Source organism: Halocatena marina (assembly GCF_023276375.1).
In the GTDB taxonomy this organism is placed as follows: domain Archaea; phylum Halobacteriota; class Halobacteria; order Halobacteriales; family Haloarculaceae; genus Halocatena; species Halocatena marina.
Map to the genome: position 1 here is coordinate 111,032 of NZ_JALLPK010000002.1, position 21,627 is coordinate 132,658.

The 21,627-nt window shown below is 48.5% G+C and carries 16 protein-coding genes; 7 read left to right on the forward strand and 9 right to left on the reverse strand.

The genetic code is table 11. The features are described from left to right. Positions 1 to 161: 161 nt before the first annotated feature. Positions 162 to 1,259: a Gfo/Idh/MocA family protein gene (locus MW898_RS19140; RefSeq protein WP_248909908.1), complete on the forward strand. Its 1,098-nt coding sequence runs from the start codon at positions 162 to 164 to the stop codon at positions 1,257 to 1,259. 204 nt (positions 1,260 to 1,463) lie between these two features. Here the strand turns inward: MW898_RS19140 and MW898_RS19145 are convergent, their stop codons facing one another. From MW898_RS19145 to MW898_RS19170, 6 genes are all read right to left on the reverse strand, one after another. Further along, positions 1,464 to 3,251, reverse strand: coding sequence for an ABC transporter substrate-binding protein (locus tag MW898_RS19145; RefSeq protein ID WP_248909909.1), 1,788 nt, complete (start codon positions 3,249 to 3,251; stop codon positions 1,464 to 1,466). A 135-nt stretch (positions 3,252 to 3,386) separates the two neighbouring features. Then, positions 3,387 to 4,193: an aldo/keto reductase gene (locus MW898_RS19150; protein ID WP_248909910.1), complete on the reverse strand. Its 807-nt coding sequence runs from the start codon at positions 4,191 to 4,193 to the stop codon at positions 3,387 to 3,389. Positions 4,194 to 4,208: 15 nt separating this feature from the next. Next, a complete protein-coding gene (locus MW898_RS19155) occupies positions 4,209 to 4,481 on the reverse strand; it encodes a hypothetical protein (protein WP_248909911.1) in 273 nt (90 codons plus the stop codon). Between the two features lie 1,746 nt (positions 4,482 to 6,227). After that, complete coding sequence (locus MW898_RS19160) at positions 6,228 to 7,736, reverse strand: tripartite tricarboxylate transporter permease (RefSeq protein WP_248909912.1); 1,509 nt, start codon at positions 7,734 to 7,736, stop codon at positions 6,228 to 6,230. Further along, complete coding sequence (locus tag MW898_RS19165) at positions 7,733 to 8,242, reverse strand: tripartite tricarboxylate transporter TctB family protein (protein ID WP_248909913.1); 510 nt, start codon at positions 8,240 to 8,242, stop codon at positions 7,733 to 7,735. The genes MW898_RS19160 and MW898_RS19165 overlap by 4 nt, the downstream gene beginning before the upstream one ends. Positions 8,243 to 8,247: 5 nt before the next feature. Further along, a complete protein-coding gene (locus tag MW898_RS19170) occupies positions 8,248 to 9,204 on the reverse strand; it encodes a Bug family tripartite tricarboxylate transporter substrate binding protein (protein WP_248909914.1) in 957 nt (318 codons plus the stop codon). A gap of 454 nt (positions 9,205 to 9,658) precedes the next feature. Between MW898_RS19170 and MW898_RS19175 the strand changes: the two genes are divergently transcribed. From MW898_RS19175 to MW898_RS19190, 4 genes are all read left to right on the forward strand, one after another. Continuing rightward, positions 9,659 to 10,420 carry an IclR family transcriptional regulator gene (locus MW898_RS19175; protein WP_373689891.1) on the forward strand — a complete coding sequence of 254 codons (762 nt, stop codon included), beginning with the start codon at positions 9,659 to 9,661 and terminating at the stop codon, positions 10,418 to 10,420. Positions 10,421 to 11,032: 612 nt separating this feature from the next. Continuing rightward, entirely contained in the window at positions 11,033 to 11,797 is a 765-nt protein-coding gene (locus tag MW898_RS19180; protein ID WP_248909916.1) for an IclR family transcriptional regulator, read from the forward strand. Between the two features lie 520 nt (positions 11,798 to 12,317). Further along, positions 12,318 to 13,256, forward strand: coding sequence for a dihydrodipicolinate synthase family protein (locus MW898_RS19185; protein WP_248909917.1), 939 nt, complete (start codon positions 12,318 to 12,320; stop codon positions 13,254 to 13,256). After that, positions 13,253 to 13,612, forward strand: coding sequence for a P-loop NTPase family protein (locus tag MW898_RS19190; protein WP_248909918.1), 360 nt, complete (start codon positions 13,253 to 13,255; stop codon positions 13,610 to 13,612). Before MW898_RS19185 ends, MW898_RS19190 begins: the two co-directional genes overlap by 4 nt. Positions 13,613 to 13,761: 149 nt before the next feature. On the opposite strand, the gene MW898_RS19195 is transcribed toward MW898_RS19190, so the two are convergent. Further along, a complete protein-coding gene (locus MW898_RS19195) occupies positions 13,762 to 14,706 on the reverse strand; it encodes a D-2-hydroxyacid dehydrogenase (RefSeq protein WP_248909919.1) in 945 nt (314 codons plus the stop codon). Positions 14,707 to 14,826: 120 nt separating this feature from the next. On the opposite strand from MW898_RS19195, the gene MW898_RS19200 reads away from it, so the two are divergent. Continuing rightward, the gene (locus tag MW898_RS19200; RefSeq protein ID WP_248909920.1) at positions 14,827 to 15,198 is read left to right on the forward strand and encodes a VOC family protein; all 372 of its coding nucleotides are present in this window, start codon (positions 14,827 to 14,829) and stop codon (positions 15,196 to 15,198) included. Positions 15,199 to 16,708: 1,510 nt separating this feature from the next. On the opposite strand, the gene MW898_RS19205 is transcribed toward MW898_RS19200, so the two are convergent. Then, on the reverse strand, positions 16,709 to 18,682 hold the full coding sequence (locus tag MW898_RS19205) for a TRAP transporter permease (protein ID WP_373689892.1): 1,974 nt from the start codon (positions 18,680 to 18,682) through the stop codon (positions 16,709 to 16,711). Between the two features lie 238 nt (positions 18,683 to 18,920). Continuing rightward, the gene (locus tag MW898_RS19210; protein ID WP_248909922.1) at positions 18,921 to 19,982 is read right to left on the reverse strand and encodes an isocitrate/isopropylmalate dehydrogenase family protein; all 1,062 of its coding nucleotides are present in this window, start codon (positions 19,980 to 19,982) and stop codon (positions 18,921 to 18,923) included. Between the two features lie 289 nt (positions 19,983 to 20,271). On the opposite strand from MW898_RS19210, the gene MW898_RS19215 reads away from it, so the two are divergent. Further along, the gene (locus tag MW898_RS19215) at positions 20,272 to 21,333 is read left to right on the forward strand and encodes a TAXI family TRAP transporter solute-binding subunit (protein WP_248909923.1); all 1,062 of its coding nucleotides are present in this window, start codon (positions 20,272 to 20,274) and stop codon (positions 21,331 to 21,333) included. Positions 21,334 to 21,627: the final 294 nt, after the last annotated feature.

The following is a 21,627-nucleotide window of genomic DNA, read 5'->3' on the forward strand; positions in this document are numbered from 1 at the left end:
TCCAAATAGATCAAGTTTTATAAAGGGGGCCTGTGAAAGAGACATGTGGGTTTGCTTACGCAAAAAGCGTAGCTGTCAGCCCATCTGCGGCAGTCATGAACATACAGGGAAATGATGTCACGCCGCCTAGTACCGACCTCAACTATACACATGAGCACAGAATGACATACAAAGCAGGTATCATCGGGTCTGGAGGCATCGCTGGAATGGGGATCCTCGGCATGCACGACGAGGACGCTATCGGTAAGGAAAAAATCGACGCGAGCCACGCAGGCGGCTACGCGAGCGCAGATGAGATTGAACTCATCGCGGTCGCCGACGTTGACGAAGAGACCCTCGCTACATTCGGTGAGGCGTGGGATATCCCGTCGAGTCGCCAGTACGTGGGTCACGAGCGGATGCTCGAATCAGAGGATCTCGACATTGTGTCGATCTGTACTCCGTCGTTCCTTCACGCTGAGCACACGATAGATGCGGCGAGATCCGCTGCAGATCCAGACGTGATCTGGTGTGAGAAGCCGATCGCGTCGGAGGTCGCTGCGGCGGAGCGGATGGTCGAGGTGTGCGATGAGACAAACACCGAACTGGTCATCAACCATTCGTTCCGATTCACTAACAAGCTGCAGCGGCTCTGCGATCTCATCCGTACGGAGAACCTTCTCGGCGAGGTAAAATCGGTTAGTACGCAGTACCGGATGGAACTGCTCCGGAACTCGACGCACGTGCTTGACACATTGGTGTATCTCCTCGACGCTCGTGCTGACCGCGTATGCGGATATGTCAACGGAGAGAACGAAGCGGCTGATACCCTCGACGCCGATCGCTCCGTCGATGACGCTGGTGGGGGGGGCCACGTTATAATGGACGACGATACGTTCGTTACCGTCGATTGTACGATCCCTCGGGACGTTTCATCGATGACGTTGAGTTTCATCGGAACAGAAGGAAAACTCTATCTCAACAATGACGACGGCGAATGGCGTTACTGGGACTTTGAAGACGGCGAACACGTCGAGAAACCGCTCCCAGGCATCGACGGTGCCTGGACGTGGGAAGACGATTACAAGGGCTCGTTCATGAACGCTGCACACCACGTTCAGGATCTACTCAACGGCGAGTCAGAGAATTACTCGACGGGTCAAGAGGCGATCCGATCGCTGGAGATCATCGTCGGGTTTTACCTCTCACATTACACTGGAGGGACGATCGATATCCCCCTCGATCGTCCACTCCGTGAGACGGGAATAACGTCTTGGTAATCTGCGGTAGAACAATAGCTGGCCTTCTCGGGGTACCGATACTGTATTCATTGTACGATTGATGATTTACACTACCGCCGAAACACGGATTCGAAAGCCGCTACGGTCAGTTCGGTGGCAAACACTACACTTCAATTGAATCTATGCAGGTGATATTGACCATCGCACTGAGTGGAAAAAATCGAAACTGAGTGAGTATACTACTCAGTTGGCTTGTGAAAGTTCACCTTGCTCCATAAGCCAAGCCGGGATATCATCGTAGCCAAATACACTCGCGTCACGCTTTGGCCAGTTCCAGCCGTCCGTGTTGTAGAAGTAAACCGCTCCCGTCATGACGGTCGGAATCTCCGGCAGCGTGACGTTCGTCACCCAGGCGAGCTTTCGGACATTCTGAATCATTTCCGGCTCAGTGGATGCAGTGAGGATTGAATCGAGCATGTCTTGGATGTTCACTGTCTCTTCTTTCCCATCCATGTTACCGACCGGAGGAACTGAGACTTCGTCGGGATACTGCATTGATCCTCCAGTGAATCCGACGAAATTTCGATCCATTCCAAAGTAGGGATTTGCCCCACCCGCATCCCACCACTCGACAACGAGATCGTAGGAGCCCTCGGGGAACTGAGCGAAAAAGTTCCCAGGCTCGACAACTTGTACGTCAGTCTTGATGCCGAAATTACTCAGTTGACCCGCAATCGTCTTAGCGACTGGCGTAAACGGAGGTGAATCAAACACCGAGATCGTCGGTGAGAACGGTTTACCATCAGGCCGGTGCCACGTGTTGCCGTTCTGACTAAAACCGGCGGACTTGAGCAACGACGTTGCCTCTTCTGAGGAGTCGTACACGTTGAGATTACCTTTGATGGGTTCACCCATGTACCGATCCATCAGACTTTCGGCGAATGTGTACGTCGAGGGGACAGGCGTGGCGATATGTTCTCCGAGTGTTTCGACGACACCCTGACCGTTGACGATGTGAGCGAACGCCTGTTTGACCTCGCGTTTCCCATAAATATCGTGCTGGTGATTGCAGATGAGTGCGGGGCCGCCCGAGTCGTCTCCAGTTACTTCGAGCGCCTTCCAACCGGAGGGTGGTGATTCGACTGCAGAGGCTGTTGGATTATTGTGTTGGAATCCGGTCACATTGTTACTTCTTGCCGCTGGGACGAGGTCATTCTCGTTCATCCGCGGCATCACGATTTTGTCGAAATTGACGTTATCGGAGTCGGGGTGATCCTCAAAGAGTGAGAATGTGAACTCAGTCCCCGATGTCTTCTCGATTTGCCAGAGACCATTCCCAACCACGTCTTGGTATTCAACAGTGAAATCGAGCAATTCAGACGTCACCGATTTCCGCTCGGAATCGGTTGCTGCGTTGTCCCAGTCCGTAACGAACTTTCCGTAGACGCTCGTCGGCGTCCAAAGAGAAGCAGTACCGGTTGCACCGGCGTAGAATATCTGCATTATGGCAAGCTGCTTGTTAAACTCGCCGCTCAATTTGACTTCGACAGTGTGCTTGTCAGTTTGGTTAATCTTCTCGAAGAGTGATTCTGGATTGTTTTGGGTCAGTTGCGGATCACCACCGGCAAGCATCGCAATCTTAAACTGTGTCACGACATCTTCTGCTGTCACCGGATCTCCGTTGTGCCATTTCCGTCCATCTTTGATGCTGAACGTCAGCGTGGATCCATCGACAGAGGGTTCGTCGATGAGGTTGTAAATAATCTCGTCAGTTTCGATGTTGTAGTTCAGATACGACTCGTAGATCAGACTCGGGATAATCCACGGATCATAGTCTGATCCCGCAGCCAAGTTTCCCTGAATCGTGTTGTAATCCTGTGTGTTCGGTATACGGAACGGTGACGACGACGATCCTCCGGAATCACTACTACAACCAGCCAAACTAGCCATCCCACCGGCAACCAGACCACCACCGACGAGTCGCATCATCTCTCGGCGTCTAATCTCAAGAGTACTGCTGTGCGAATCCATACGCTTGGATTGTAAGTACTCTATATATAACACTCCCAAGGGGAAATAATTGCCATATTACTCGATTCTGACAATCAAAGAGTATTATGAAGTGAGTTCGAGCGAACAGAGCAGTACTACATCAGGCCGTGGCAATCATTGTAGCCACGGTGCGCCTTCACGTTCGACAAACCGCTCTGTTCGGTTTATGTTGTTAATTCGTTCAACATCTTCGGTATCAAGATTCACGTCCGTTGCGTGGAAGTTGTCGCGGATATGGTCATCACTCGATGCTTTAGGGATGACGCGGACGTTGTCCTTCGAGAGAAGCCAAGCAAGGCTGACTTGGGCCTCGCTGATACCGTGTTTCTCTGAGATGTCCTGAATTTCAGGCACATCGAAAACGTTCCCTCGTGCGAGCGGCGAGTAGGCTACAAGATACTGGTCGTGCGCTTGTGCGTCGGCAAGCAGTTCGTCTTGCTGAAGCAGGGGATGCATTTCGACCTGATGGGCGAACAGATCTGACTCTAATTCGTCGCGGGCTTCATCAAGCAACTCGACAGAAAAGTTACTGAGACCAACGTGGTTGATTAGATCGCTATCGACGAGCTCGTCGAACGCAGGTATCGTCTCGGTGGGATCGTAATTACCGACGGGCCAGTGCACGTAGAGCATATCGAGATAATCGAGGCCAAGTCGGTCGAGGCTGACCTCCAGACCCTCGATGACCTCCTCATGAGCAAGCCCGAATTTCTCTGCGTGGACCTTTGTTGCCACGAATACTTCGTCTCGTTGAACGTCAGCCGCGGCGATGCCCTCTCCGACCACCGTCTCATTGCCGTAGAACTGTGCAGTGTCAATATGTCGATATCCCATTTCGAGTGCAGCTTTGACACTGTTCACACAGTCTTCTGGGTCAGTGTTCTGCCACGTTCCAAGCCCAATCGCTGGTAACTGGCTCATACACGATGAATTCTGCTAAGATACCATATCTCTTTGGTTCTCGTCAGGTGCATCGAAGACGTAGAGCACTACGGCAGTCGGAAACAGTACTATCAGTAGAATAGCGATATTGAGTTGGACGACGTAGTAGGATGCGGTCTCTCCGTCCAGCAGCAGCAGGACTATCAGGGACAGCGTGAGAAGGCCAAGCTCAACAGCGAAAGCGTACCGAAGGATTGGCAGTGAATTTTTGATAATAGAGCGTAGTTCTTCCGTGAATACCGAAGATTTATCGCTGTTTTCATCCATGGCTATATTCGCTCCGTCGTAGATGATAGTTCCATCGGTAGATTTGCGTTGGTGAATATCGTCCAATACCACAGCCATAGTGAATAACATTCACTATTTTAGGCGGGGTTTCCGGTTATCATGCAGGGCGCATGGCGACACTACGACACTGCTAAGGATACGGTATTGCGCTGTCCGAGGAAACGTGAGAATTAGCGAATTTTCTGGCCGAAAAGCACAACAGAGATGCCTGTTCACACCGTGCCATAGAGAGATGCAGTCAATACGGAATCGTACATCTGCCGCCACGATACCTCGTTTGAGAGTGTAAGGGCATCTTTCTTTGCGCGCGCAGATAACCATATTTGTATAGTCTCTCAGCGATGATGGAGAACACCCCACTGGCAGAAACGACTTCTTCACTCAATTCAAGCGTCTCCGATCCGACGAGTCGTTTCGGACGCCGGCGATTCTGAGAGGACTTGCTGTAACACGCACCATCGTAGCTACCGTTATTGAACTGAATATCACCGATACGAGAACTGTATAAATGTACACAATAGTATCTGCTTTTCCAAAGATAGTATCCAGCTATTCTCTAAGGTATTTCAGTTTGACGAGATTAGTAATCATATCTCAGATACTCTCATCATTTGTATAGCGATATTCTGTATTTCTCCCTGTATAGAAAGCTTAGCTGAATATGCGTCAGTATCGCGTATCGAAACCTATTGGCCAGAATCACTATTTCACGAGTAGAAGGTGTGAGATAAGTAGTTACTGTATGAAATAGCGGACAAATAATACAAAACCATCCACATATAGAAACGATGTGAAAGTACAGTCAAGTGAATCTATTCCTATCCGGACCATCACCGCACAATCAGTGCAAATACGATTAACACACAGTGATATTTTATTCTATTGATATCTACAGCAATAATCCAGTAACCGTCAATTTCAGATGAAGTTGATAGTGCTAAAAGCTTCGTACTGAATATGAATAGTAACGCTGCTGGCCTTCTTTTCAATCACCTCAATTTCGCAAGGCTGGCTGCATTATCATATTACACCCGTACGACTGTAATGTTTGTATCTTGGCCCGAATTGTGTGAAAGAATTACTGAACAAAGAGTGCGATATATCTCACGGACACAAGGCTCCAGGGGGATTAGTTCCATGATAGAATCTAATGTAGTGGTTATTAGCCCAATGATTGTACTGTCGTAACAGAAGATGGCTGCCTCTTTGCAGCTATCGTAGTCACGAACAGCGGTGATAGTGGAACAGAAATTGCAGTATCGAATAACGGTTCCCTCATCAAGTTAGGTACATGGTCGCCAGACAACAACTAACATCCATTAATCGCACAATAATATTCACACATTGAACAGTACTTCCTGATACATTTACTACCAATCTATAAGATTAAGAATATCATTGTCTAATTGTCATTATAATCGATAGGCTATGAATATAGTTTATTTCCCATATAAAAGTATTCAAATGTTAAATAAATCTTGATATTATTGGGAAATTTGGATATCCCTACGATACTGTTGCTAATTCGTTTACACCGCAATGTTGGCAACAGACCTAGATTAGATAGCAATCATATGAATCTCATATGGTATATCTGGTCCTACGCAACAAGTACGATCATAGACGAATTCAATCTTTTCTGAACAATAATGGCAGTTGTGCGCCATTCAGTTGATCCGATCGGTGTTCAGCTGTTTAACAAGGAAAGATAATCAGATCTCGCTCTCAGTCGTCGGGACGAAGGAGCGATCGGATATGATCAGCGTTGTTCCGTACAACTGGCAAGAGGAGTGATATCAGAGCCAGTAACAGGATGAAGAGGGTGAACGGCTTCGTGAAGACTGCAACGACAGATCCATCCGAAATAGCCAACGCGCGCCGAAGGTTCGATTCGGCAATAGGGCCAAGGATGAGACCAAGTACCATCGGTGCGAGTGGGTAGTTGTCGGCGCGCATCGCGTAGCCGAGAACGCCTGCACCGAGCATGACCCAAACATCGAACACGTTTCCTCGGAGAGCATATGCACCGATCACACAGAGGAGAAAGATAACCGGCCACAGATATCGGGACGGGAAGTCGATGAGCCGCGCCCAGTACTGAGCCCCGACGAGACCGAATACGAGGATGAATATGTAAACAACGAAGAATCCAACGAAGATGGCGTAGACCAAAGCCGGTTCGTCCTGGAACAGCCCTGGACCTGGACGAATACCATGAACCATAAGCGCACCAATGAGAATGGCGGTCACTGAATCACCAGGGATACCTAACGTGAGCGTTGGGATGAGTGCACCCCCTGTGCTCGCGTTGTTCCCCGACTCGGCTGCCGCAACGCCGTGAACGTTTCCGTCACCGAATGACGGACCTTTCTCCTCCACCCAGCGCTTGGCCTCGTTGTACGTCACGAAGGAGGCGATGTCACCGCCGGCACCTGGTATGGCCCCAATGAAAGAGCCGACGACGCTCGAACCGACGGCAACACCACTGATATTACGGATATCACGTACGCTGGGAATGACACCACTCACGTTTTGTTCAATGCTCGTCTCATCGAGACCGTTCTGATAACGATTGAGACCTTCGGCAATACCAAACAGGCCGATCATCACTGCAATGAACTCGATTCCTGACGTGAGCATCTCGACACCGAACGAGAATCGAGGGAAGCCGAGCATCGGGTCAAGTCCGACAGTCGCTAACAGCATTCCCAGAAGGCCGGAGATGAATCCTTTAATCAGGGAGTCGCCGCTGACACTAGCGATGATGGTGAGTCCGAAAAATGCGAGCGCAAAGTACTCCGAAGAACCGAACTCCAGCGCAATAGCCGCAATCTGAGGCGAAAACAGAGCGAGAAAGACGACACTGACGGCACCACCAACGAATGAGGCGACAGTCGCGATGGAGATCGCTCGTCCCGCCTGACCGCGCTCAGAGAGGGGAAATCCATCGAACACCGTTGCGGCTGCACTCGGAGTTCCTGGTGTACGGATGAGAATAGCTGGTATGGAACCAGCGTAAAGCGCACCGCCGTAGATGCCGAGTAGGAGCATCATTCCTTCAACAGGTTGCATCCCAAACGTGAACGAGACCAGCACCGCGACAGTCATCGTGGCGGTCATTCCCGGTAGCGATCCCATCGTGATACCAACGATCACTCCAACAGAGATGAGTGTGAGTGCGAATGGCTGAAAAACGAGAGTCGCCCCCTGCACTATATTTCCGATGATACTCATGATATTCCCCCAACAACTAGTGCAAGCGACGGTAGCAGGCGTGAGACAGGAAGAATGCCGCTTTCAGGAAGCGGTACATGAAGGAACTCCACAAAAATATAGTGGAGGACGAGACTCACTGCAATAGAGACGGGAACGATGGTGAGATACGATTGAGCACCTGAGTACCGCATCAACGCAATCAGAAAGACCATTGAGCCGACGAGGAATCCAAAGAGCGGCATTGTGAGCACGAACGCCGCAGAAAGCATAATGGGGATCACCACCCTGCTGATCCCCGTCAGCGTCACGCTATAGGATGTGTTTGCATCATCTAGAACGCTTTTCACGAATTGAATGACAGCGAGGATCGAAATACCTGCGGCGATGAGTTGTGGGAAGAATCCTGCACCAGGCGCGTTCGTCGGTCCAGACGGGAACGGCTTACTTGCCAGATAGACGCCAAGAGAAAACAGGATGAGAAGCACAGCTGCTATCTCATCCGTTCGCGTGAGTTTGGCAGTCATCGTAGCTACTTCGAGATGTCGAGCTGCTCGATTATCTTTTTGAACCGGTCATACTCGGAGGACAGGAACGTGCCGTACTCATCTGGGCCGCGGTAAACCTGTCCGAACCCGTTCTTCGTCATGAAGGATTTGAATGCATCTGAATCATAAACAGACTTATAAGTGTCATGAAGTGTCGAGGTTCGATCATCCGATGTCTCAGACGGAACCGAGAGCCCGCGCCACGCCCCCAATGTAAAGTCAAACCCAGATTCTTTGAGCGTCGGTACTTCCGGGAACAGATCGATTCGCTCTCTTCCCATGATAGACAACACTTTTAGTGGGCCGTCTTTGACTTGAGGGGCCACTTCAGCCGGACTCGCTGCCGTGGCCTGAACCTCGCCGTTGATGACTGCTTTCGTTGCCGGTGAACCGCCGTCATACCCGATGTGCTTAATGTCGATATTGGCCTCCTGAGCAAATCCAGCTGCTGAGAGGTGCCAGATGGAGCCGGTTCCCGAATTCGATACCTTGATTGTTCCGGGATTATCCTTCGCGTGCGTGACGAACTCTTGTATCGTTCCGTATGGCGCGTCCTCACGAACGGTGATCGACGCTGGGTCGAAATTGTACTGCATCACGGGCTTTAGCGCCTTTGGTGTTATATCCGAGACGCCGAGGTGCGAGATAATGCAGAGTTCAACCGTCGTAATACCGACAGTGTACCCGTTTGGATCAGCGTCTGCCACACTGTTGAAACCAACGCTTCCAGTGCCCCCTGTCTTGTTCGTCACATAGAATGATTTATCGAGATGGTTGCCAGCCAATTCAGCGATCTTCCGACTGGTTCGGTCTGTACCACCGCCTGCTGCCCACGGACAGACCATCTCGATCTTCTGGCTCGGAAACTGCTGTTCCTCTCCCAGTTGGCCCTCTAGCTGGTCAGTGCAGCCAGCGATGCTAATAATCCCCGCTCCAGCCATAGTCTGTACGAAGCGTCGTCTTGTGATTTCATCGTATGCCATGATTTTGAAGTGGTTCACGATCACTTTCGCACTCAATGTACAAATTTGTGTTATGTATATGACCGTATCCCACTGTTCTATTCTGTCAGTTGATGGCAACCAATAAGAGTTTTTTGGTAAGTTAGGTTCGGATAATATACGATACATACTGCATTAATCATTGTTATGCATAGATTGTAAAAGTTGGATTACGAGGAGACGCAATAGAATAAGTATATGATATATCGAGGAGTAAGAACATGAATGACGAACATTTCGACGTGGAAATGAATATCGGAGGATTCAGCCGGCTTCCAAACATACCGTGCTGGTCATCGTTCGTCAATTCACCATTGTCGAATAGAGGGATACGTTTTAGTATTATGTCTACGAGAACATTAATATGGGAAAACCACACATGCAGATAATACCAGTGCCCGATGACGTAAAGAAGCCAATCAAGTCAACTGAAACTGTGTTCTCTATCATCGAATACATAGCTGAGAACAACGGTGCTGGGGTAACGGAGCTCGCAAGTCAAATTAACAAGGCGAAAAGTACTGTCCACAATCATCTCCGGACACTAGAAATGAACGAGTATGTTGTCAAAAAAGACGATCAGTATGTGCTCGGATACCGATTTCTGACTCTCGGTGGAAAAGCACGTAGGCGTTCAGCCCTGTTCGAAATCGCAAAACCGGAGATTAATTGGCTCGTCGAGGAAACCGGAGAGTCAGCGTGTGTAGCGACAGAGGAGTACGGGAAAGTCGTCTATCTGTACCAAGCACGAGGAGAACAAGCGGTCACGACTGATTCTCAGACCGGAACTAGGGTGTTACCACACAGTACAGCACTCGGCAAGGCGATACTCTCACACTACCCGAAGGAGGAAGTTGAAGCATTGTTGGAAACACATGGTCTTCCGCAGCGCACGGAGAACACTCACACAACGCGTGAAGAACTGTTTTCGGAGCTTAAAATCATCCGTGAACAAGGATATGCGTTCGATGATGAGGAACGTATCGAAGGATTACGGTGTGTTGCTGCACCGATTACAGATGGGGAAAATGTGTGGGGTGCCTTGAGTGTCTCAGGACCTGCGAAACGTCTTCAGGGCGATTGGTATCGTGAAGAATTGCCTGAATTGATCCGTCGGGCAGTCCGGGTTGTCGAGATCAATCTCACTTATTCATAATCACTCGGGGTAAGAGATAATACCTATATTCTTGACTATAAAATTAAATATGTGATGTGTGGATGTCGTTTATGATGATAGATCTATAAGTCACTAGTATGATGTAGTGCGAGTGGTAATGTTGGATTACTTATACGCAGTCGATGTCAAACAAATCCTCAGACTCATCGATGGTTTCTACAATTGAACCGTACACAGAGAATAACCTCCATTAATTCTATTCACACGAATGAGCAACACTGTGTCGACTGTTCTCGTCTGAAGAACAGATTAATCTGTGTCGTAGGTATGATAGAGATTACAACACTACGTCTGTAATGGCGGGCACTCTGAGCGCACAGATTACCGTGTTAATTTGATGGATCAATCGTAGCGCTGAGAAACACAACAACGGATTACTCTCATCATGTGATTTCAAATACTAATGATTGGGATCTAATAGTCGTCGGAAAAGCTCCGGTGCTAATCGTGAGTCTCAAGTCGATATTCGAGGAATAGTCTCTGTCGGACCTTCAGTAATTCGTGGAAAAGAATGAAGATGGCAAGTGTAACTGTTTATATCGTTCTCCTCTCGAGAACAAACTTTATACTCCGTCAGAGTATGTCACTAGCATGAAAACAGGCAGTTCACGAAAGATCGAAGCGGTCCAGAACACATGTCGTATTATCGAGTGTCTTCGGAACTCAGGCGGTGCAGGAGTCACGGAGATATCGAACGAACTCGATTTCGCAAAGAGTGCCGTGCACGGGCACCTGATGACGTTATGTGATGAGGGATACGTCGTTAAGAACGGCCATACGTACAGCTTGAGTCTTCGGTTCCTCGAAATCTCAGAGGAAGTGAAGTCTGAAATTGTTGATCACAAAATCGTCAAGGAAGAGGTGATGCATCTCGCAGAGGAGACAGGTGAAGTCGTCCATTTTGGAGTCGAAGAAGAGGGACGTATTGTTTATCTCTCGAAGGCTCGTGGCGAAGTCGCTGTAGAGACTGCATCGCGTATTGGCAGTCGAATGCCAATACACTCGACATCGCTCGGAAAGGCTATTCTAGCTGAATTCCCGGCTGAACGGAGCAGACAGGTCATCAAGCGCCACGAACTTTCTAAAAAGACTTCTCAAACAATCACTGACTCCAAACGCCTCCAAGAAAATATCAAAAAGACGCATCAACGAGGATATGCGATTGACGATGAAGAGAACATTCGTGGCGTCCGTTGTATTGGTGTGGCCGTTTCTGGGCCAGACACCGATGTGATGGGTGCACTGAGCATTTCGGGCCCGTCGAAACGGATGACCGATGAACGAATGAAGACTGAACTTTACGAACTGATCGCTCAGGCAGCCAACGTCATCGAAGTCAACTCTCGGTACTCCTGACGGCCACACATCTCCACTGTAACTGGATGTATTCCCTCTGTCATTTCTGACAATCGACTCGATCCCGGAGGCTACTCGTCAAGTTTGCTACGCTCTGCGATTCCGTTCTCCTCTGGAGAATTGCTTCGCCCAACTATTTCAATCAAAACATTAGATTTCTTCAGCTTGTCGGAGTCTAATATCCACAACAACAAACACTGAAGATACACTTGAGGCTGCTGCGGCCGTTCATACCACGCGAAAGAAGGAACCATCTAGGAGCGTACTGTGGGCTAAAGCAAACTAGCGACCAACTTGTCCTTGAAGAGGGCAATTGCAATCGGGAGCCGGCGACGAAGTTCGGCAATCGATCTCGAATTCGACGTCTCTTTTGGTGGCTGCAAGCGGTCTTCGGCAGACGATTATAGTCCCTGAATTCGTGTAGGAGATAGCTATCAGTAACGACACGATCCGATTGAAGATCTATGGAGAATGGTTCTGGACGATGGGTTTATAAACTACTACATTGATTTCTCTCTTGATGCAGTTGTCAGTAGATGTAGTCAAAGAACGTCTACGGGGGGTCGCAGCTGGACTTCTTACACCGTTCAACGAAAGTGGTGCAATTGAGTATTGGAAGATTGAGGAAAACGCACAGTCACTGTACGATAGCGGTATACGCTCGTTTCTTGCCGCTGCCAATATCAGTGAATATCACTCACTCACAACGAGCGAACGCGTTGCGGTAACAAAAGCAAGTGTGAGCGCGCTTCCGTCCGATGTGTGCATACTTGCCGGTGTCGGCGGTTGTACAAAGGATGCTCAAGAACTGATTCGTGACTACGACCGTCTTGGGGTCGATGCGCATATGATCATGCCTCCGGATCACACGTATATTCACGAACAGGGACTGTTGGACTACTTCGATGGTCTGGCATCTGTTACTGACTCGCCGTTCGTACCATACATCCGTGCGTTCGATCCGTCTGTCGACTTTTTGTCCGATCTTACTTATATCGAAAATGTAGTGGGAATCAAATACGCAATAAAAGATCCGGTCAAACTTGGATCCGCTGTCACCGCAGGTTCCAATGACGTCGTCTGGGTCGATGGACTCGCAGAGCCGTATGCAATCAGCTTCTGGGGAGAAGGTGTTGAAGGTTTCTCTGCAGGCGTTAGCAACTTCCGTCCCGAAGTCGGACTTGAATTATACGATGCACTCGTGGCCGAGGACTGGAAGCGTGCTCGGGAGCTGAGGGATATCTGTTTACCCTATCAGAATTTCCGTGATCAAACCGGTCAGGACAATACAATTGACGGGGCTATCAGTGTTCCCGCAGTCAAGAAAGGGCTTGAACTCGCTGGACTCCACGGAGGAGAGGTCCGAGAACCAATACGCTCACTTTCGTCAGAGGATGAGGCTGAAGCTGAAGAACTATACTGGCAGCTAGACGACGATATCAACCGTCTCATCGAATGACGACTCACGTTGCCAGTACACCGATGCAGTTTGACTTCTCTGTGAACGCTGCCAGCGATATCTCACAATATGACGAACCCATCATCGGATTCCGAACAGAGATTATCGATGTTTACGCGGATACAGAAGAGGATGATCACACAGGCGATCTCTCGTTGGTTGAGCGTATCGGCGACCGAGTATTGGCGACTATCGACCGTCCGTCTGGAGAAATACGGGCTACAGTCCCCGCTAACAATGCGTTGGATGAAGGAAATGCGATATCGTTTTCCTTTGACTATTCAGAGTTGCATGTTTTCGACGACCAAACTGAAGAGGCCCTCGCCCGAGGGACCAACCCCTCCTCAGACGTGTGATACAGTCGAAATGATATTCTTCTAATATCCTTACTCAGCATTCTGTGGATCTCGTGAAGCCAATTCATTCGGTACACTCGATTTATTCAGACCGAGTGATCGACCAATGTGGAGAATTTGTGTAAATCGTTGATGCAGGAAAGAAGACATCAATCAATGCGATTCGCTAACGGTTTCTTGGACAGCCACCGATCATAGTTATCGAAGAACAACCGAGCGAACCGAGTGGGAAAGTCCTGAGAACGTCCACCTATGTGCGGTGTAACAACGGTATCCTCACGGTCCCAGAGCTTCGAGTCCGGCGCGAGAGGCTCGTCCTCGAATACATCTAGACCAGCACCACTGATCTTCCCATCCGCTAAAGCTGTAACCAGCGCGTCCTGATCAACGACTGATCCCCGCGCTACGTTAATAACGACTGCTGAATCTGGTAATGCGGTGAAAACCTCCGCGTCGATAGCGTGGTGAGTTTCATCAGTGAGTGGAACCGTTAGAATGAGTATGTCCGTATCTGGGAGAAGGTCAGAGATACATTCAGTGGAAACGACGTGGTCGCTGGTAAGAGTTCCCGAATATATCGATGGCGTCTGTTTGACACCGAACACTTCGAACCCGAACGCCTGTGCTCGTCGAGCGACAGACTCTCCGATATTACCAAGGCCGAAAACAGTCATTTGCTTGCCCTCCCAATGCCACGTATCTGCGCCCACAGTTCGATCCCACTCTCGTTGACGCTGTTGGTCGAAGGTTACACCGAGTTTCCGCGAGAGAGCGAACATCAATGCGAATGTGTGCTCGCTCATGACTGAGTCATGTAGGGTTGCGGCGTTGGTGAACGCTACACCGCGATCGGTGAGTTCATCGACTGGGAACTTATCGTATCCGATGCTCGTTGCTTGTACCCAATTCCCTATCGATAGATACTCGACGAAGCCGTCTGACCAGCCGCTTGGATTCGTGATCAAGATATCTGCATCGTCAAGGTGGTTTCGAACTGCTGATTCTGATTCAGCTGCGACCACAGTTAAGTCGTTGGCTGAATCATGGACGGTACTTGCAATTGGAGTATCGTGATAGATGACTGCTGTGGGCATCTCTCGGAATACGGTCCGGATACACAGGTAATAAATGCATTCAGGTAACCTGACCCAGACACTGTGGAGGGACACAGAGAGTTGAGTAGTTATATTATCTCTTAGAAATAACGAGCCGCTATGGACGTACTCCGTACAGCGATTTGGGTATCTGACCTCGAAACGACAAAGACATTCTACTGTGATGGTATCGGTCTCGAATTCTCCCGTGAGTTCACAACAGACGACGTCAGAAACTACTTCGTAGCAGGTGAAGGCGGGACGGAGATCCAATTCAAGTACGATCCCAACCACGATGTTACCGTCGAACGCGACGGGGTCGACCATCTCGCAGTTGGAGTCGACAGTGTCGAAGAGACAGTTGATCACCTCGCTAGCGAACGAGGGGCCGAAGTTCTCAAACCTCCAACGTTGCTTGAGAAGATTGGGTCAACCATCGCGTTTGTCACGGATCCAGACGGCTACGCAATCGAACTGATACAGCGCTCATGAGTGAGCATTAGTGGAGATGGTCGGTAAGAGAACGCGTAGCTGTCTTCGATAATATTTTTCAAATAGAATATGTATCAATATTCGAAACGGCAAAGTGTGTCTCGAGATCCGTGACCAGTGAAGTATTTTTTGGTGATACAGCTGACGAATAAACTGGTAGCTCTGGTGAGATAGAATTCGTAGTCTGTCACGAATCCCCCACCTAGTACTCATAGTAGTTAGGTGTCGAACCGGCTACGTTCGAGGAAATGATAACGTCTGAGGGATTTTACAGTAATCCTTGCAGTCACTACTTGGAATTAGTCACATCGAGATCTCTGTCACGTGATAACCCGGTCATCGAAGCTGAAATGAATGATATTTCCAAAGTAGTAATAAAACTTGGGTTGTAGTTGATCGTACTGAGTGATGGAGCACGGGATGTAGTCTTGTTACTGATGCCACTGAACAAAAGAATCAGTCGTATGATGTAGTAGTACAGAAGTATTTACTCATATAGATTGATATTGATCATTATACAAGTGTATTTCACATGAACGTTAATAGGGCAGTTTGGGGTCAAAATAACATTATCACCGTGACAAGTGGTATGGTAACGGTAAAGACTAATCGGCAATTGTCTCTGATTCGATCACATTCTCTGTGTGCTGATCTTCACTAAGGACCATCATTCTCGGTGCCTTTGTGCAATACTAACCAATAACGACTGGTTGATCGAGGATATCACGAGTGACGTCGACGATTCAGAATAGCAGTCTGATGTGTAGTCATCATTCAGACGCGGATCTGTTTACTTCAATCCATTGCGCTTGGTTTGTTCTAACTTCTGGCGAACAGCGACTATATCAGCAGAATCACGTTACATAACGCTGGTACTGCGCTCGGTGAACAAAATCCGATTGATGCCAGTGCACTCACGGTATGATAGTAATGCAAAATATGCTTAGAAGCAACTGATCACCCCACTCGTTAAAGCCATCATCGATACTATCAATCTTGTTTGATGATAATATTGCGTGGTCAGTTCTAAATCGGCTACACTACTGAACAAGATTTCAACGATAGAGTACGTCGTTTTCATCACCTACGGCTCACTTCCTGAACGTCTCATTGATGTCCATCTAGACCAAGTAATCGATCAACCGTCGCAGCGATAACAAGTAGAGAAACGCTAAGTAAAAATTACAGCACGATAGTTGAGTAGGTCGTCTTCGCCACAAACCGATTGACCAGTCTGGACCCGTCTTCAATCTCTGGGTGGTCATTATTGACGCTCATACACTCCTCAATAATGCTACACACCGACCGCACGACACGACAGCGTTCGCGCTCCCTCTCAATCGACCCGCCAATGACTTCGTTACAAGAGAAACAATGAATCTATTGCTACTTGCTCTGACCGAGATGAAATCTACGCCCGTACAAAGCAGTCTCGGCAGAGCTTACCCGCAGCTGGCGGCAAATTCTCGCCCACCCTCATCTCTGAAATGATAAATGGGCTTGGATTATTTTACTTTGCTTGATTTTTGATCAAGTCACCGACGGATAGGTGATGTGTCGTGAGTTGTTGGATGATATATAGTGCAATAATAACGATCGCCCCTGTATATTGAACGGTCGAGCTGGGGTAGACCATTGTGAGGATACCTGCTACGAAGAATAATGCTCCGACAACCATCTGCTTCCACTTGCTGTATCCAAATCGATAGTTGATACCGTGGATAATGCTGAGTCCACCAAGCAAAATAAGTAGCCCCGTAAACAGTGCTTCGGAACCAAGCGATCCAGAGACAATCACTGGATGGTAGATGAACGAGAACGGTAATACGAACAGGGGAGCAGCAACCTTGATCGCTTCATAACACGTGTCGACAAAGTCAGCGTCCGCAATTCCAGCAGCGACAGCCGCACACGTTGCTATTGGTGGTGTGAGACCTGAGAGAATCGCACCGTAGAACACGAAGAAATGTGCGCCGAGTTCAGGAACGAGGAACTGATTCACGAGGGTTGGTGCTACAAGCAGTGCCACAACCGTGTACGCAGCGGTTGTTGGCATCCCGAGTCCAAGAAGGATGCAGATCACCATCGAGACCAAAACTGCGACAAGCATCACACCTCCTGAGATATCCATCATGGAGAGGGTGAGGATTCCGGGAACGCCTGTAGTCATCAAAATCTCAACAACACCATTAATTGCTGCAAGGATGATAGCAATTGGTGCTGTAATAATTGCTCCGCGTCGGAAACCAGACAACGTGTCAGAGAGTGTTTCTTCGGTCGTGGTGGAGACAGATTCCATTGAGCGAGATTCAAATGCCGCATGAATGATGGGGAATAAAATTCCCGTAGTTAGCATCGTAAGAGCGGTATAGAGCGCGGAGGTCATCACCGTCAACTGAATTATCCCAAGTGTGTATACCAACACTAAGAATGGGATGATGAACTTGACCACGTCGACGAGTGTGTCTTGGCGAGAGCGGTCTTCCAATTCATCTAGAACCTCATCAACATCGATTGCGTCTAGCTGATTGCTCGCAATGTAATGGACCGCGATGACGATACAAACCATCATTATTGTTGCAGGAATAAGCCCCGCTGTAATGACGGTAACATAGCTGATCCCGAGAAGTGACGCCATAATGAATGCACCAGCGCCCATCACGGGAGGTAGCACTTGACCAGTCGTCGAGGCAACGGCTTCGATACCGCCTGCCGTTGAAGGCTTAATGCCGTTCTCCTTCATCATTGGGATAGTGAATGATCCCGTCATACCGGCATTCGCTGTCTGCGATCCGTTGATTGAACCGATGACAGCGCTCGCCACAACAGCAGTCTGGGCAACTCCAGAATCAATATACTTAGATGTCCGAACTGCTCCGCGGAAAATCAGGTCGAAAGCTCCGTAGCTTTCTAACAGACCTGCGTAGAGCAGAAACAGAGCGATCCATGCCGCAACTAGTTGGGTCAAGAATCCGTAGAGTCCGGTTATATCCAATACCAAGAGGAGAAGAAGGCGACTATAACTCAATCCACTGTGACCTAACAGTCCCGGAATCAAGTTTCCAAAGTAGCCGTACAACAACGCACCGATGAGAATAGTAAGAAACGTTCTTCCAAACGATCGCCAAGAGAGGTAAATCACAACTGCGACGAAAGCGGCTGCCAGTAGGTATTCGTGTGACAGGGCGTAGCCAACTCTGTCTACGTGGAGTTCCTTGAAATTCAGATTTACATAGGTTGTAATAACAATAGTTACTAACAGAGATAACAATAACAACACTGCGTCAATGTACTCCCCTTTAGCAACGACATCTTCTAATTCACTAAGAATATACACACCGATTGCACCAGCGATGAATAACACACCGTATTGTGCCCTTGGCATTGAAACCGTGTAAGCGTAGAATATGACTAACGCCCACATCGCCAAGGAAGAAAGTAACAATGTGCTCCCGACTTTTTCTTCGAGGTTTATCGACTCCAATCGCTGGATACGTCTTGCTACCATGTTCCATCATGATTGTGGAATCAAACAATATAAATTACTTATGGTATTGATTCGCATATGGCGAAATCACTCAGGATCGATTGGGTTCAATAGAAACGAACAGAGAGAATATTGATACTCAAGATTCAAGCAAAAATCGACTGCTTCACTCGTCGCGTGATTCTCAAAATTCCTCACTCTATGAACTACCGTCAGATCCTGTCGCGACACATGTTTACTTGAGCAGGCGATTTTCGAGGTCTCCTACAACATCCGACGTTGTTGAGTTGCCCCCAATGTCTGGAGTCCGTGGTCCATTCGCATCCGCCAATTGTTCAGAGACTCCATCCCAAAGGGCCTTGGAGATCTCTTCCTCGTTGAGGTGCTCAAACATCAAAGATATTGATAACACCATTCCAATCGGGTTCGCGATCCCTTCACCCATGATGTCGAAGGCACTCCCGTGAACCGGTTCAAACATAGACGGATACTCTCCAGTTGGGTTGATATTCGTCGAGGGAGCAATCCCAAGGCTTCCAGAGATGATTCCACCAATATCAGTGAGAATGTCACCGAACAGATTCGAAGCGACAACGACATCGAACTCGTCAGGCCGACGGACAAAATCCATGCTCCCAGCATCAACAAGCAAACGCTCTACCTCTATGTTTGGATACTCCTCGCCAATCTCGGAGACTACCTCATCCCAAAAGACCATTCCGTAAGCTTGAGCGTTTGATTTCGTGATGTTCGTGACCTTCCCTCGTCGTTCTGTTGCGGCTTCGAAAGCAGCTCGAACGATTGCCTCTGTTCCTTCACGAGTATAGACTGCAGATTGGACCGCAACCTCATTCTCAAAACCTCGGTGTTCACGTCCACCGACATCAGCGTATTCCCCCTCGGTGTTTTGGCGATACACTACTAGATCGATATCTCCTCCAGAGTATCCTCGGAGAGGACTTTGAACTCCTTCGAAAAGGTAGGATGGCCGTTTGCAGATGTGTTGGTTGAATCCTTTCGTGATTGGAAGCCGAAGATTGCGTAACGTAACGTGATCCGGAACATCAGGATGACCAACAGCCCCGAGAAGAATTGAGTCGAATTTCTCAAGCGTATCCAAACCATCGTCAGGCATGAGTGTCCCTTTATCCAAATAGCGTTCACTTCCCCAGTCAAATCGAGTTGTTTGGATGTCAACCCCATATTTCTCAGCGAGATTGATCAGGAGTGGCTCGGTCGAATCAGTAACTCCGTTTCCGATACCATCCCCTGGAATTATAGCTATGTCATACGACATGAATTCGAATGATGTTCTACCCTTATAAAAGCATTTTGGTGTACTTTTCATATTGTTTTGGTCAATTCAATTGAACATGGATTCGCATAACCACACCATTGAACCTGAATGAACATCATTGAGAGACAGACATCTTCTGCCGTATGACCTTTCTCTCAAAATCTCTCGGCACACCCAAACATTGCTGCGCTAATTCTTCTCAGATAGATCCAAACACATAGCGAAGAACTCAGGAGGAATATAATAAATAGGAAGATTTATCATGTATGTACCTGAACGTCCGGAGCGGATGTCTGAGAAAACCAATACGCAGACTAGACGGAGTGTGCTCAAAGGAACAGTAGGAATCGGTATGGTCGCTATTTCAGGCTGCTTAGGCGGAGGCGGTTCCGGCGACGGTTCTGGTGGCGGATCATACCAACTACGAATGGGTGGATCCTCTCAGGGAAGTACCGCATTCAATTCAATGCAAGCATTCGCTCGAGCACTAAACGAACATAGTGACTCGTTGCGGATGACTGTCGAGCAGACGCAGGGAAACGTTGCCAATATGTATCAATACGATCAAGGCAAAATCCCATCGATAGCCACAGACAATAATACGATTAGCAAAGCAGTGGGCAAAAAGGGGCGTTTCAAGAAAGAACCTGTCAAGAACATCGGCTACCAGTCGTTCCGGTTCAACGGACTCGATATCTTTTGGGTAGCCGTTGAGGGTTCAGGGATAAAATCCACTGATGACTTCCCCGGAAAGACGGTCTACCCGATTCAACCTGGTTTCGGGACACGGCTTCTTACAGAAGAGGTAATGCGCGAAGCCGGCATGTGGGAAAGAGTCAAAACCATCAACGTCAACACGAGCGATATTCCCGGAGCAATTGAAGAAGGAAGGGTGGATGCCGCTGCAGTTTATGGGTCCAATCGGGTTGAACTGACTGGGTGGGCGAAACAAATCGATGCAAGAAACGATGTCCATCTCGTTAAGGTAGGAGATAGCTTCAAACAAGCAATCAAAAACGTCGGCGGAGCACGACTGGCTGAAATTGATCCCTACGGATGGAACCAAGAAGTCACAAAGGTAACCAACAAAATCGTTAGCTGGAATCTCGATTTACAGTGTCTGCTTGGACCAGAGGTTCCTGCAGACGCAGCCCGTGAATTCGCTCGCGTTAGCCACGAACACGGTAACACGATCAGGGAGGCCGATAAAACGTACGCAGACCATTCAGATCCAAAAGATATGGCCACTGCCATCATTCCTGAACATCCTGTTCATCAGGGCGTCGCTGAGTTCTACAAGGACAAGGGTGTCTGGAATGATTCTTGGAAAGTTGGCGAAGCTGAGAAGTAAGACCGTTTCGGCTCTTTTCTACCTCATCTGTTTTGCTGAGTATGAACGTTCAACAGAATAGTGCAGTAGTATAGATGGGATAAAGTCCCACATTGTAGAACGGATCAACTCATAGTTGAAAATCCGGCGATTCCTCAGACAGAGGTCCACTCTTGAAGAAAAATTCAATGATAGTATGTGATAGTGAGAATTCGAATCAAAATATCATGATCTATTCATACTATCGGTAATACTCTGGGAGGGACAACCTACATCATCTCCTCAGGAGGGCCAATAGATGTTCCATATAACGAA

What these genes read in the sequence shown, in the direction of transcription:
- MW898_RS19140 (WP_248909908.1), top strand. Translation starts at nt 162, where the DNA reads ATGACATACAAAGCAGGTATCATCGGGTCTGGAGGCATCGCTGGAATG.
- MW898_RS19145 (WP_248909909.1), bottom strand. Translation starts at nt 3,251, where the DNA reads ATGGATTCGCACAGCAGTACTCTTGAGATTAGACGCCGAGAGATGATG.
- MW898_RS19150 (WP_248909910.1), bottom strand. Translation starts at nt 4,193, where the DNA reads ATGAGCCAGTTACCAGCGATTGGGCTTGGAACGTGGCAGAACACTGAC.
- MW898_RS19155 (WP_248909911.1), bottom strand. Translation starts at nt 4,481, where the DNA reads ATGGATGAAAACAGCGATAAATCTTCGGTATTCACGGAAGAACTACGC.
- MW898_RS19160 (WP_248909912.1), bottom strand. Translation starts at nt 7,736, where the DNA reads ATGAGTATCATCGGAAATATAGTGCAGGGGGCGACTCTCGTTTTTCAG.
- MW898_RS19165 (WP_248909913.1), bottom strand. Translation starts at nt 8,242, where the DNA reads ATGACTGCCAAACTCACGCGAACGGATGAGATAGCAGCTGTGCTTCTC.
- MW898_RS19170 (WP_248909914.1), bottom strand. Translation starts at nt 9,204, where the DNA reads ATGGCTGGAGCGGGGATTATTAGCATCGCTGGCTGCACTGACCAGCTA.
- MW898_RS19180 (WP_248909916.1), top strand. Translation starts at nt 11,033, where the DNA reads ATGAAAACAGGCAGTTCACGAAAGATCGAAGCGGTCCAGAACACATGT.
- MW898_RS19185 (WP_248909917.1), top strand. Translation starts at nt 12,318, where the DNA reads ATGCAGTTGTCAGTAGATGTAGTCAAAGAACGTCTACGGGGGGTCGCA.
- MW898_RS19190 (WP_248909918.1), top strand. Translation starts at nt 13,253, where the DNA reads ATGACGACTCACGTTGCCAGTACACCGATGCAGTTTGACTTCTCTGTG.
- MW898_RS19195 (WP_248909919.1), bottom strand. Translation starts at nt 14,706, where the DNA reads ATGCCCACAGCAGTCATCTATCACGATACTCCAATTGCAAGTACCGTC.
- MW898_RS19200 (WP_248909920.1), top strand. Translation starts at nt 14,827, where the DNA reads ATGGACGTACTCCGTACAGCGATTTGGGTATCTGACCTCGAAACGACA.
- MW898_RS19210 (WP_248909922.1), bottom strand. Translation starts at nt 19,982, where the DNA reads ATGTCGTATGACATAGCTATAATTCCAGGGGATGGTATCGGAAACGGA.
- MW898_RS19215 (WP_248909923.1), top strand. Translation starts at nt 20,272, where the DNA reads ATGTCTGAGAAAACCAATACGCAGACTAGACGGAGTGTGCTCAAAGGA.